The following is a 12,346-nucleotide window of genomic DNA, read 5'->3' as shown; positions in this document are numbered from 1 at the left end:
ATGACCTTCCGCATGCCCGCCGAGTGGACGCCCCACGAGCGCACCTGGATGGCGTGGCCCACCGCCAACCCCACCTTCGCCACCCCGGGGGAGCTGGCCGGGGCCCGCGCGGCGTGGGCGGACGTCGCCCGCGCCGTACGCCGCTTCGAACCGGTCACCATGGTCGTCGCCCCCGGCGACACCGACTCCGCCCGCGCCCTCCTCGGCGACGGCGTCGACCTGGTGGAGCGGGACCTGGACGACGCCTGGATGCGGGACATCGGCCCCACGTTCGTCACCGACGGCACCCGGCTCGCCGCCGTCGACTGGGTGTTCAACGGCTGGGGCGCCGCCGACTGGGCCCGCTGGGAGCACGACGCGAAGATCGCCCGCCACGTCGCGGACCTCGCCGGAGCGCCCGTGCACAGCAGCCCCCTCGTCAACGAGGGCGGCGCGATCCACGTCGACGGCGAGGGCACGGTCCTCCTCACCGACACCGTCCAGCTCGGCCCCGAGCGCAACCCCGGCTGGACCCGCGCCCAGGTGGAGGCGGAGATCCACGCCCGGCTCGGCACCACCAAGGCGATCTGGCTGCCCCGCGGGCTGACCGCCGACTACGGCACGTACGGCACGCGCGGCCACGTCGACATCGTCGCCGCCTTCGCCCGCCCCGGCGTCGTCGTCGTCCACACCCAGCCCGACCCGGCCCACCCCGACCACGAGCCGTGCAAGGCGAACGCCGCCCTGCTGCGCTCCCAGACCGACGCCCGGGGGCGCGCCCTGGAGGTCGTCGAGGTCCCGGCGCCCACCGTCCTCCGGGAGGACGGCGAGTGGGTCGACTACTCGTACGTCAACCACTACCTCTGCAACGGCGGGGTCGTCCTGTGCGCCTTCGACGACCCCCGCGACGAACTCGCGGCCGGCGTCTTCCGCCGCCTCTTCCCCGACCGCACGGTCACCCTCGTCGACGCCCGCCCCGTCTTCGCGCACGGCGGCGGCATCCACTGCATCACCCAGCAGCAGCCGAAGGTCCGGGGAAACGGTCGGCCGTACCGCGGGCGCGGCTGACAGGCTGCGCCCATGGCCGACCCCGCCCCGCACCCCGACTACGGGATCACGCGCGTCCACGTGCTGTCCGAGGACGCCTGGCACATCGAACTCGACCACCGCGAGACCCGCTGCCTGATCACCGCGATCATCCCCGACGAGGACCCGGGGCGGGAGCCGTCCTTCTGCCTCGCCGCGCCGGAGGGCGACCACCACGTGCCCCACCAGGTCATGCGCTGGTTCATGGACGAGGTGGCCGAGGAGGTCCGGGTCCTGCGCGGCTGGACGGGGCTGCCGCCCGCCGCCGTCGACACGGTCGTCGCCCTGCGCGAGGTGGTCGCCGACGGCTGGGACGACGGGGACGGCCCGGCGCTGCTCGCCCTGCTCTCCGGCGTCCTGCCCGCCGACCAGGTGGCCGCCGTCTTCCTGGAGGTCCTGAGCGCCGACGCCGCCACCCTGGCCGGCCCCCCCGCCGGCCCCCGGCGCGGTCGCCGCGCTCCGGGAGCGGATGACCGGGGCCGGCTGGGGATCGGGTACAACGGACGGGTGAACGACGTCAAAGCCCGCGCCGCCCGGCGCCGCAACACCGCGCCGCCCCGCGAGGAGGTGCTCGCCGCCGCCATGGCGACCATCGCCGAACGGGGGCTGGAGGGCCTCACCATGGCCGGGCTCGGCCGGGAGGTCGGCATGAGCAGCGGCCACCTCCTCTACTACTTCCGCACCAAGGACGAGCTGCTCCTGCGGACCCTGGAGTGGAGCGAGGGCCGCCTCGGCGCGGAGCGCAGCGCCCTGCTGTCGAAGCACGACCTGCCGGTCGCCGACCGGCTCGCCGCGTACGTCGGGCTGTACGTCCCCGACGGGCCCCGCGACCCGCACTGGACGCTCTGGCTGGAGGTGTGGAACCGCTCGCAGAACGCCGACGCCGAGGCGCGCGACCGGCAGGCGGCCATCGAGGGCGCCTGGCACCGCGACCTCGTCGCGCTCCTCGCCGAGGGCATCTCGCGCGGCGAACTGCGCCGGGTCGACCCCGACCGGTACGCGGCCCGGCTGCGCGCCCTGCTCGACGGGTTCAGCGTCCACGTGGCCGTGGGCATACCGGGCACCGGCCGCGACCAGGTGCTCGCCCACGTGCGCGAGCACCTCCGGGAGACGCTGCTCCGGACGGCCTGACCGCATCGTGAGATCCGCGCCCGCGGCGCGACCCGGCTGTGGCAAACTGCCCCCGTGCTCGCAAACCCGATGATTATCGGCAGCGGCGCGCCGGTCCGCAGTGACCGCTGAGCCCCGACAGCAAACCCGTCGCGGCTGCGGACACCGTGTCCCAGACCCGCGCGCAGACCTCTCGCACCCGCGAGGGGTCTTTTCGTTTTCCGGGCCCCACCCATGGGCCCGCGGCGAGCGCGCGAGAATGGGGACAAGTGGAGCCGGCCATTCCTCCGTCCGGCCCCGCCCACGGCCCGGCGCGGACGGGGGACCCCCACCGGAGCCACATTCGACAGGAGCAGGACAGCCATGACCACGGATCAGCCCGTCGACGACAGCTTCCACGTCTTCGACACGACACTGCGCGACGGCGCCCAGCGTGAGGGCATCAACCTCACCGTCGCCGACAAGCTGACCATCGCCCGGCACCTGGACGACTTCGGCGTGGGCTTCATCGAGGGCGGCTGGCCCGGCGCCAACCCGCGCGACACGGAGTTCTTCGCCCGCGCGCTCGCCGAGATCGACTTCAGGCACGCCCAGCTCGTCGCCTTCGGCGCCACCCGCCGCGCCGGCATCCAGGCCGCCGAGGACCCGCAGGTCAAGGCGCTCCTCGACTCCGGGGCCCCGGTGATCACCCTGGTCGCCAAGTCCCACGACCGCCACGTCGAACTGGCGCTGCGCACCACCCTCGACGAGAACCTCGCCATGGTCCGCGACACCGTCGCCCACCTGCGCGAGCAGGGCCGCCGCGTCTTCGTCGACTGCGAGCACTTCTTCGACGGCTACCGCGCCAACCCCGAGTACGCCAAGGCCGTCGTCCGCGCCGCCCACGAGGCGGGCGCCGACGTGGTCGTCCTCTGCGACACCAACGGCGGCATGCTCCCGCCGCAGGTGCGGGACGTCGTCGCCACCGTCCTCGCCGACACCGGCGCCCGCCTCGGCATCCACGCCCAGGACGACACCGGCTGCGCCGTCGCCAACACCCTCGCCGCCGTCGACGGCGGCGCCACCCACGTCCAGTGCACCGCCAACGGCTACGGCGAGCGCGTCGGCAACGCGAACCTCTTCCCCGTGGTCGCGGCCCTGGAGCTGAAGTACGACCGCCGCGTCCTGCCCGCCGGCTCCCTGGCGGAGATGACGCGGATCTCCCACGCCGTCGCGGAGGTCGTGAACCTCACGCCGTCCACCCACCAGCCGTACGTCGGCGTCTCCGCCTTCGCCCACAAGGCGGGCCTCCACGCCTCCGCGATCAAGGTCGACCCGGACCTGTACCAGCACATCGACCCCGAGCTCGTCGGCAACACCATGCGCATGCTGGTCTCCGACATGGCCGGCCGCGCCTCGGTCGAGCTCAAGGGCAAGGAGCTCGGCATCGACCTGGGCGACGACCGCGAGCTGGTCGGCCGCGTCGTCGACCGGGTCAAGGACCGGGAGCTGCGCGGCTACACGTACGAGGCGGCGGACGCGTCGTTCGAGCTCCTCCTCCGCGAGGAGGTCGAGGGCCGCCCCCTGCGCTTCTTCCGCACCGAGTCCTGGCGGGCCATCGTCGAGGACCGCCCCGACGGCACCCACGCCAACGAGGCGACGGTGAAGGTGTGGGCGGACGGCGAGCGCATCGTCGCCACGGCGGAGGGCAACGGCCCGGTGAACGCCCTGGACCGGGCGCTGCTGGCGGCGCTGGAGCGGATCCACCCGCAGATGGCCAAGTTCGAGCTGGTCGACTACAAGGTCCGCATCCTGGAGGGCCGCCACGGCACCGAGTCCACCACCCGCGTCCTGATCACGACCAGCGACGGCGACGCCGAGTGGTCGACGGTCGGCGTCGGCGAGAACGTGATCGCGGCGTCCTGGCAGGCGCTCGTCGACGCGTACACGTACGGCCTGCTGAAGGCGGGCGTGAAGCCGACGGAGAAGTAGCGCCACTCGGGAGAGGTGAATTGCCTCATATGGGGTAGCGTCGATGATATGAGGAGAAACCCGCTCTCCCTTCTGTCGGCCGTGGTGGGCCTGGTGCTGATGTTCCTCCTGGCGCTGGCCCCCGCTGCCGCGGCCCGGGCGCCGGACGGCGTGCGGGAGGCGGCGCAGGCGCTCCGGCAGGGTCCCGTGTACGTGCACCCCGAGGCGGCCGGCGAGCTGTCGGCGTCCGAGGCGCGGGCGCTGGAGCGCAGGATCCTCGACGCGGACAAGCCGCTGATGGTGGCGGTCCTGCCGGACACGCCGGCCTTCCCGGAGGAGACCCTCCTGCGTGACCTGCGCACCCTCACCGGGGTGACCGGCGTGTACGCCGTCCGCCTGGGCGACGCCTTCGACGCGGGCGCCGACCGGGCGGTCCTCGCCCCGCGGGCGGTCGACAACCTCGTGTCGGCGGTCCACCGGCCCGGCGTGGACGCCGCGACGGAGCTGAACGCCTTCGTCGACCAGGCCCTGCCGCAGCTGCGCGGCTCGGCACCGTCCTCCTGGGCGGGCGTCCCCGGTGACGGCGCGCCGGTCGGCGGCCTGATCACCGTCGGCGTGCTGCTCGCGGTGGTGGCGGGGGCCGTGTCGCTGGTGACCGTCCGCGGCCGCAACCGCAAGCGGTCCGAGGAGCGCGAGGCGCTGGAGAGGCTGCGCGTCGTCGTCGACGAGGACATCACCGCGTACGGCGAGGAACTGGACCGCCTCGACTTCCACCCCGCCGACCCGGCCGCCGACGACGCGATGCGCTCCGACTACGAACGCGCGCTGGACGCCTACGACCAGGCGAAGCAGCTCATGGCCGGGGCCCGTCACCCCCACGACGTCCGGGACGTGACCGAGGCCCTCGCGGACGGCCGCCACGCGCTGGCCGTCCTCGCCGCCCGCCGTGAGGGCCGCCCGCTTCCCGAGCGGCGGGCACCCTGCTTCTTCGACCCCCGCCACGGCCCCTCGGTGGCGGACGTGCCGTGGGCGCCGCACGGCGGCATCCCGCGCGACGTGCCGGTCTGCGCGGCCGACGAGGCCCGGGTCCGGGCGGGCCAGGACCCGGCGGCCCGCCAGGTCGCCACCGAGTGGGGCCCCCGCCCGTACTGGGAGGCGGGTCCGGCGTACGGCCCCTGGGCGGGCGGTTACTACGGCGGCGCGCTCCTGCCCGGCCTCCTGGTCGGCACGATGCTCGGCACCACCCTGGCGACCCCGGCGTACGCGGCCGAGTACGGCGGCGACGGCTACGACTCCTTCGCCGGCGGCGACTTCTCCGGCGCGGACTACCACCCCTCCGACTTCGGCGGTGACTTCGGAGGCGGCGGCGGTGACTTCGGCGGCGGGGGAGGCGGCGACTTCGGCGGCGGCGGGTTCTGACCCCTCCCGACCGCGGTCGGCGGCGACCCGCCCGTCGCCGCGGCGGTCGCGTGCGGCGGCCGGCCGGGCGCGTCGGGGAGCCCGGACCGGCCGGACGCCCCCGAGCCGCCCCGGCGGGACCCGCCCGGGCCCGCCGCGCGCAGGCGGCGCTCCAGGGGGTGTTCCACCCAGTGGTACGCGGCGGCCGAGAGCGCCAGGCTGACCGCGGCCACCAGCAGCCAGACCCGGATCGTCGCCACCGGGCCGACCGGGCGGCCCTGGGTGCCGACCCACACGCGGATCACGATCTCGTGGACCAGGTACCAGGCGAACGACCAGTGGCCCAGGCGGATCGCCCGGCGGCCGCCGAGCCCCGACCGGCGGCCGCGCAGGTCCGCGTCCGCGGCGGCGGCGACCAGCAGGGCGAACAGCGGCGTGGAGAGCAGCTGCGACGCCTGGTACGGGCTGTACCAGAGCGCGTCCGGCACCGCCCGCGACCAGGGGATCAGCGCCAGGTGCCACACGACGACCAGCGCGACGGCCGCCCCCGGCGGGAGCGGCGGCCGCCAACCGCGCGCCACCGCGAGCCCGGCCGCGACGCCGAGGAGGAACTGGAGGGTGCGGGTCACCGGGAAGTACCCGAGCGCCCACGACCGTACGACCGGATCGGCGATCACCGCCCCGCAGAGCCACACCGCCGCCACGCCCGCGCACACGGCGACCGCGATCCCGAGGCGGCCGCGCGCCGACCGGGTCCAGGGCAGCGCCACCAGCAGCGGGAACAGCAGGTAGAACCACGCCTCGTCGCTCAGCGACCAGGCGGCCGGGTTGCCGCCCCGCAGCAGTTCGGGGTCGGGCAGCCAGGCGTTGACCAGGAGCAGCGTCGCGGCGACGGCCCGGGGTGACACGTCGGTGCCCAGCGCGGCGTACGCCGCCGCGGACAGGGCCGTCGTCACCGCGAGCAGCGGCCAGATCCGGGCGAAGCGCCGCCACAGGAAGACCGCGGCCGGCACCCGCCGCCCGTCGTACGTCCACGCCAGGACGAACCCGGACAGGACGAAGAAGAACGTCACACCACTGCGGCCGTACCACGTGGCCTCGCTGATCCAGGGGACCTCGCCGACCTGGCGGGACAGGTGGTACAGCACCACCGCGAGGGCGGCCCAGAAGCGCAGCCCGGTCAGGGAGGGGAGGCGGTCCCTGCCGGAGAGGTCCGGAGCGGGCCGGGGGCCCGGGCGGGCGGTGCGTCGCATCCGGCGATTATCGGGGCGGGGGGCGCGGGCCCGGCCACGGGGGCCGGGGGACGTCACGGTACGAGGGACGTCACGGTACGAGGGACGTCACGGTACGAGGGACGTCACGGGACGGGGGACGTCGCGGGCCGGGGGCGCGACGCCCAGCGCCCACCCCGGCCGCCGGGCGGCGGTGGGTGGGCGCTGTGGGGTGGCGGGGGCCGCGGGCGGGGGTCAGGCCGTGCGGATCGCGGAGATCTCGAACGTGAGCTTGATCTTGTCGCTGACCAGCACGCCGCCCGTCTCCAGGGCCGCGTTCCAGGTCAGCCCCCAGTCGGAGCGCAGGATCTCGGCCCTGCCCTCGAAGCCGACGCGCTCGTTGCCGAACGGGTCCTTCGCGGCGCCGTTGAACTCCAGGTCGATGGTGACCGGCCGGGTCACGCCCCGGATCGTCAGGTCGCCGGTGAGGCGGTAGTCCGCGCCGCCCAGCGCCTCCGCGGTGGTGGAGCGGAAGGTCATCCGCGGGAACCGCTCGACGTCGAAGAAGTCGGCGCCGCGCAGGTGCCCGTCGCGGTCGGCGTTGCCGGTGTCGATGGACGCCATCCGGATGTCGAGCGCCGCGGAGGAGGCCGACGGGTCCGTGCCGTCCAGGACCAGGGTGCCCTCGTGGTCGGTGAAGGCGCCGCGGACGTTCGTGACCATGGCGTGGCGGGCGGTGAAGCCGATCGTGCTGTGCGCGGCGTCGATCGTGTACGTGCCGGTCAGCGCGGCCGGCGACGGGTCGACGGCCGGGGCGGCGACGGTGGCGGTCCGGGTGCCGGACGTGCGGTTGAACAGGCCCATGACGTGCTCCTTCGGAGGGATCCGCATCTTCGTTGAAGATTGAACTACTTCGACTGTAGCCCTCTGAAGTTCAATTTTCAACCACTTCGGCGAAGTCCGCCGTCCTCCGCGTGGCACGCCCCCTCCACGCCCGGTCCGCGGCCACAATCCGTGCCGTGCCCCCCTGGTCCCGCCGCACCCTCCTCGCCTCCGCCGCAGCCGCCGCGGCCACCGCCCTCCCGGCCCCGGCCCGCGCCGCCGACGGTCCCGCCCCCGGAGCCCCCGCCCCCGGAGGCGCCGGCGACCCGTCCGCCTACGACGCCCTCCGCCTCCGCTGGCTCTCCCTCCAGCTCGGCACCGGCTACGACCCCGCCGCCGAGCCCTACGCCACCCGCCTCGCCGCGACCGGCGCCCTCGCCACCCGGTACCGGGCCGCCATGGCCCCGGCCGCCGGCTCCCTGTGGCCCGGCGACCCCTTCGACCCGCCCTCCGGCATCACCCGCTCGTACCGCCGCCTGTGGACCATGGCCCAGGCGTACGCCCAGCCCGGCACCGGCCGCACCGGCGACCCCGCCCTCCTCGGCGCCGTCCGCACCGGCCTCGACCACCTCGCCGCCCGCGTCTACCACCCCGCCACCACCCCCTACGGCAACTGGTGGGAGTGGCGGATCGGCAGCCCCCGCCTCCTCCTCGACACGGTCGCCGCCCTCCACGACCACCTGGCGCCCCGTCAGGTCGACGCCGCGTGCGCCGCCGTCGACCACTTCGTCCCGGACACCGCCCTCCACGACCACTCCGGCACCTCCACCGGCGCCAACCGCGTCGACCTGTGCCGCTCCGTCGCCCTGCGCGGCGTCCTCGGCCGCCACCCCGGCAAACTGGCCCTCGCCCGCGACGCGCTGTCGCCCGTCTTCCCGTACGTGACCCGCGGCGACGGGCTGTACGAGGACGGCAGCTTCGTCCAGCACGGCGCGGTCCCGTACACCGGCACCTACGGCCAGGTCCTCCTCGACGGCCTCGCCCGCCTCTTCGCGCTCCTCGCCGGCTCCCCCTGGGAGGTCACCGACCCGGCCCGGCGCACCGTCCTCGACGCCGTCGAGCGCGCGTACGCCCCGCTCCTGCGCAACGGCCTGATGATGGACGCCGTCAGCGGCCGCGCCGTCAGCCGCGGCGTCCTGCGCGGCGACCCCGGCGTCCTGCGCGGCGACCACTACCACGGCCAGGGCGTCATCGCCGCGATCGCCCTCCTCGCGGACGGCGCCGCCCCCGCCCTGCGCGAGCGCTGGCACTCCCTCGTCAAGGGCTGGATCGCCCGCGACACGATCAGCCCCGTCCTGACCGCCCCGCGGTTCGACGTCGCGGACCTCGCCCGGCTCCACGCCGTCGCCGCGTCCCCCGTGCCCGCCGCCCCCGAGCCCACCGGGCACACCCTGTTCGCCGCCATGGACCGGGCCGTCCACCGCCGCCCCTCCTGGGCCGCCTGCATCGCCATGGCCTCCGACCGCATCGCCCACTACGAGTGCGGCAACGGCGAGAACCCGCGCGGCTGGCACGCCGGCGCCGGCATGCTCTCCTGGTGGGGACCCGGCCCCGGCACCGCCGGCGACGGCCAGTACACCGACTGGTTCTGGCCCACCGTCGACCCCTACCGGCTCCCCGGCACCACCGTCTCCACCCGGCGCCTCGCCGACCGGGAGGGCGGCGAATGGGGCGCGCCCCGGCCGGACGCGCGCTGGGTCGGGGGAGTGACGGACGGCGAGTACGCCGCGATCGGCCAGCACCTGCGCGGCCTCGGCTCCACCCTGGAGGCCCGCAAGTCCTGGTTCTGCGCCGACGACGCCGTCGTCTGCCTCGGCGCCGGCATCACCTGCGCCGACGGCGTGCCCGTGGAGACCGTCGTCGACAACCGCAACCTCGGCGAGGCCGGCGACGCCCGGTTCACCACCGGCCCCGGCTGGGCCCACCTCGAAGGGCACGGCGGCTGGGTCCTGCCCGCCGGACCCGCCCCCCTGCGCACCCTGCGCGAGGATCGCACCGGCGCCTGGCGCGACGTCAACACCGCCTCCTCCGCCGAGCGCCGCACCCGCCGCTACCAGACCCTCTGGCTCGACCACGGCACCGACCCCGCCGACACGGTGTACGCCTATCTGGTGATGCCCGGCGCCTCCCGCCGCGCCGTCGCCGCCCGCGCCGCCGATCCGCACTGGCTGGAGGTCCTCGACAACACCGCCGCCCACCAGGCCGTCCGCCTCCGCTCCCTGGGCCTCACCTTCGCCCACTTCTGGCGGCCCGGCACCACCGGCCCCCTCAGCGCCACCGCCCCGGCCTGCGTCCTCCTGCGGCGACGCGGCCGCGCCGCCGTCCTCCACGTCGGCGAACCGCCCCGCACCGGCCGCCCCCTGGAGGTCACCTGGCACCATCCGGTCCGCCGGGTCCTCGCCCACGACCCGTCCGTCCGGGTACTCTCCACCGGGCCCGCCCTGCGGCTGCGGATCACCCCCGGCACCGCCTGCGCCGCGCACCGCTGCGAGGTGGCCCTGGCCCCGCCCGGCCGCCCCCCGGCCCGTACCGCCGCAGGGGCCTTGTAGGGATCCCATAACACGACAGGGCCGAATGCTGGTACTTCGCCTGCGCCCCGACACGGTTCTGTTCAAGGCACACAGCAGATCGGTCCGGAGACTGTACGGAGTCAACGGCGGGATTTGCTTGGTCGGCTCCGTAGGGTCGGTACATGACCGTTGTGGACGAAACCCAGGGAGAGCCCGCCGACGCCCGCGGGCGGGTGGCCGAGCTGCACGCCCTGCGCGAGGAGGCCCGGCGCGGCCCGAGTGAGCGCGCCACCGAGGCGCAGCACGCCAAGGGCAAGCTGACCGCCCGTGAGCGCATCGAGCTGCTGCTGGACGAGGGGTCGTTCCGGGAGGTCGAGCAGCTGCGCCGGCACCGGGCGACCGGCTTCGGCCTGGAGGGCAGGAAGCCCTACACCGACGGCGTCATCACCGGCTGGGGCACGGTCGACGGCCGTACGGTCTTCGTCTACGCGCACGACTTCCGGATCTTCGGCGGCGCCCTCGGCGAGGCCCACGCCACCAAGATCCACAAGATCATGGACATGGCCATCGCGGCCGGCGCCCCGCTCGTGTCGCTGAACGACGGCGCCGGCGCCCGCATCCAGGAGGGCGTCTCCGCCCTCGCCGGGTACGGCGGCATCTTCCAGCGCAACACCAAGGCGTCCGGCGTCATCCCGCAGATCTCCGTGATGCTCGGCCCCTGCGCCGGCGGCGCGGCCTACAGCCCCGCCCTCACTGACTTCGTCTTCATGGTCCGCGAGACCTCGCAGATGTTCATCACCGGCCCCGACGTCGTCAAGGCCGTCACCGGTGAGGAGATCACGCAGAACGGCCTCGGCGGCGCCGACGTCCACGCGGAGACCTCCGGCGTCGCGCACTTCGCGTACGACGACGAGGAGACCTGCATCGCCGAGGTCCGCTACCTCCTGTCGATGCTCCCCTCCAACAACCGCGAGAACCCGCCCGTCCACCCCAGCGAGGACCCCGCCGACCGGCGCGGCGACGTCCTGCTCGACCTCGTGCCCGCCGACGGCAACCGGCCGTACGACATGCACAAGGTCATCGAGGAGATCGTCGACGACGGCGACTACCTGGAGATCCACGAGCGCTGGGCGCGCAACATCGTCTGCGCCCTCGCCCGCCTCGACGGCCAGGTCGTCGGCATCGTCGCGAACCAGCCGCAGACCCTCGCCGGCGTCCTGGACATCGAGGCGTCCGAGAAGGCCGCCCGCTTCGTGCAGATGTGCGACGCGTTCAACATCCCGATCATCACGTTCCTCGACGTGCCCGGCTTCCTGCCCGGCGTCGACCAGGAGCACGGCGGCATCATCCGCCACGGCGCCAAGCTGCTCTACGCGTACTGCAACGCCACCGTGCCGCGCATCTCGCTGATCCTGCGCAAGGCGTACGGCGGCGCGTACATCGTCATGGACTCCCAGTCCATCGGCGCCGACCTCACCTACGCCTGGCCGACCAACGAGATCGCCGTCATGGGCGCTGAGGGCGCCGCCAACGTCATCTTCCGCCGGCAGATCGCCGACGCCGAGGACCCCGAGGCCATGCGCGCCCGCATGGTCAAGGAGTACAAGGCCGAACTGATGCACCCGTACTACGCCGCGGAGCGCGGCCTGGTCGACGACGTCATCGACCCCGCCGAGACCCGCGAGGTCCTCGTCCGGTCCCTCGCCATGCTCCGCACCAAGCACGCCGACCTGCCGTCCCGCAAGCACGGCAACCCGCCGCAGTAACGAGGAGAACCCGTGACCACGCTTCCGGCAGACGCCTCCCTCCTCCGGGTCGAGAGGGGCCACGCCGCACCCGAGGAGCTCGCCGCCCTCACCGCCGTCCTCCTGGCCCGCGCGAGCGCCCGCCCCGCCGAGGCCGCCCCGGCGCACCGCACTCCCTCCACGGCCGGCTGGCGCCGGCTGGAGCGCCAGTCCGGCTTCCGGGCGCCGCACTCCTGGCAGGGCTGACACCCCGCCGCCCGTACGCGCGAAGGGCCCCGCACTCACCACGAGTGCGGGGCCCTTCGCGTGCCCGCCGGACGCCGCCGCACCGCCGCGGGGGACGGACGAGGGCCCGCCACACCGACGACCGGTGTGCGGGCCCTGTGCGCGGGAACGCCGGGGACTTACCGCAGTCGCGCCATGAGGGCGTGTTCGACGAGGGTGATGAGGGCGCTCTTGGCGTCCGCGCGGTGGC

Annotated in this window: 9 protein-coding genes and 1 pseudogene; 7 read left to right on the top strand and 3 right to left on the bottom strand. The window is 74.9% G+C overall.

Annotated features, from left to right (window positions below):
• The 4 genes from IE106_RS28070 to IE106_RS28055 all read left to right on the top strand — a co-directional run bounded on the left by IE106_RS28070 (position 1) and on the right by IE106_RS28055 (position 5,544).
• Positions 1–1,047 carry an agmatine deiminase family protein gene (locus IE106_RS28070; RefSeq protein ID WP_189538041.1) on the top strand — a complete coding sequence of 349 codons (1,047 nt, stop codon included), beginning with the start codon at positions 1–3 and terminating at the stop codon, positions 1,045–1,047.
• 600 nt (positions 1,048–1,647) lie between these two features.
• A complete protein-coding gene (locus IE106_RS28065; RefSeq protein WP_189538092.1) occupies positions 1,648–2,196 on the top strand; it encodes a TetR/AcrR family transcriptional regulator in 549 nt (182 codons plus the stop codon).
• A gap of 342 nt (positions 2,197–2,538) precedes the next feature.
• The gene (gene cimA / locus IE106_RS28060; RefSeq protein ID WP_189538040.1) at positions 2,539–4,146 is read left to right on the top strand and encodes a citramalate synthase; all 1,608 of its coding nucleotides are present in this window, start codon (positions 2,539–2,541) and stop codon (positions 4,144–4,146) included.
• A gap of 48 nt (positions 4,147–4,194) precedes the next feature.
• Positions 4,195–5,544: a hypothetical protein gene (locus IE106_RS28055; RefSeq protein WP_189538039.1), complete on the top strand. Its 1,350-nt coding sequence runs from the start codon at positions 4,195–4,197 to the stop codon at positions 5,542–5,544.
• Here the strand turns inward: IE106_RS28055 and IE106_RS28050 are convergent.
• Complete coding sequence (locus IE106_RS28050) at positions 5,451–6,776, bottom strand: acyltransferase family protein (protein ID WP_189538038.1); 1,326 nt, start codon at positions 6,774–6,776, stop codon at positions 5,451–5,453. The two genes, IE106_RS28055 and IE106_RS28050, sit on opposite strands and share 94 nt — an antisense overlap.
• Positions 6,777–6,989: 213 nt before the next feature.
• The gene (locus IE106_RS28045; RefSeq protein WP_189538037.1) at positions 6,990–7,598 is read right to left on the bottom strand and encodes a YceI family protein; all 609 of its coding nucleotides are present in this window, start codon (positions 7,596–7,598) and stop codon (positions 6,990–6,992) included.
• 155 nt (positions 7,599–7,753) lie between these two features.
• Here IE106_RS28045 and IE106_RS28040 point away from each other — a divergent pair, with 155 nt between their 5' ends.
• The 3 genes from IE106_RS28040 to IE106_RS28030 all read left to right on the top strand — a co-directional run bounded on the left by IE106_RS28040 (position 7,754) and on the right by IE106_RS28030 (position 12,117).
• Positions 7,754–10,165: a polysaccharide lyase 8 family protein gene (locus IE106_RS28040; protein ID WP_189538036.1), complete on the top strand. Its 2,412-nt coding sequence runs from the start codon at positions 7,754–7,756 to the stop codon at positions 10,163–10,165.
• Between the two features lie 143 nt (positions 10,166–10,308).
• Positions 10,309–11,892 (top strand): acyl-CoA carboxylase subunit beta, encoded by a 1,584-nt coding sequence (locus IE106_RS28035; RefSeq protein ID WP_189538035.1) that lies wholly within the window; start codon positions 10,309–10,311, stop codon positions 11,890–11,892.
• Positions 11,893–11,904: 12 nt separating this feature from the next.
• A complete protein-coding gene (locus IE106_RS28030) occupies positions 11,905–12,117 on the top strand; it encodes an acyl-CoA carboxylase epsilon subunit (RefSeq protein WP_189538034.1) in 213 nt (70 codons plus the stop codon).
• 158 nt (positions 12,118–12,275) lie between these two features.
• Here the strand turns inward: IE106_RS28030 and IE106_RS28025 are convergent.
• Positions 12,276–12,346 (bottom strand): annotated as a pseudogene (locus tag IE106_RS28025) (ATP-binding protein); the annotation flags it as partial.

The organism is Streptomyces roseolilacinus (assembly GCF_014649335.1).
GTDB classification, from domain to species: Bacteria; Actinomycetota; Actinomycetes; order Streptomycetales; family Streptomycetaceae; genus Streptomyces; species Streptomyces roseolilacinus.
The sequence above is the reverse complement of the archived record's forward strand: the minus strand, read 5'-3'. Positions and strand labels throughout refer to the sequence as shown.

What these genes read in the sequence shown, in the direction of transcription:
- IE106_RS28070 (WP_189538041.1), top strand. Translation starts at nt 1, where the DNA reads ATGACCTTCCGCATGCCCGCCGAGTGGACGCCCCACGAGCGCACCTGG.
- IE106_RS28065 (WP_189538092.1), top strand. Translation starts at nt 1,648, where the DNA reads ATGGCGACCATCGCCGAACGGGGGCTGGAGGGCCTCACCATGGCCGGG.
- cimA (WP_189538040.1), top strand. Translation starts at nt 2,539, where the DNA reads ATGACCACGGATCAGCCCGTCGACGACAGCTTCCACGTCTTCGACACG.
- IE106_RS28055 (WP_189538039.1), top strand. Translation starts at nt 4,195, where the DNA reads ATGAGGAGAAACCCGCTCTCCCTTCTGTCGGCCGTGGTGGGCCTGGTG.
- IE106_RS28050 (WP_189538038.1), bottom strand. Translation starts at nt 6,776, where the DNA reads ATGCGACGCACCGCCCGCCCGGGCCCCCGGCCCGCTCCGGACCTCTCC.
- IE106_RS28045 (WP_189538037.1), bottom strand. Translation starts at nt 7,598, where the DNA reads ATGGGCCTGTTCAACCGCACGTCCGGCACCCGGACCGCCACCGTCGCC.
- IE106_RS28035 (WP_189538035.1), top strand. Translation starts at nt 10,309, where the DNA reads ATGACCGTTGTGGACGAAACCCAGGGAGAGCCCGCCGACGCCCGCGGG.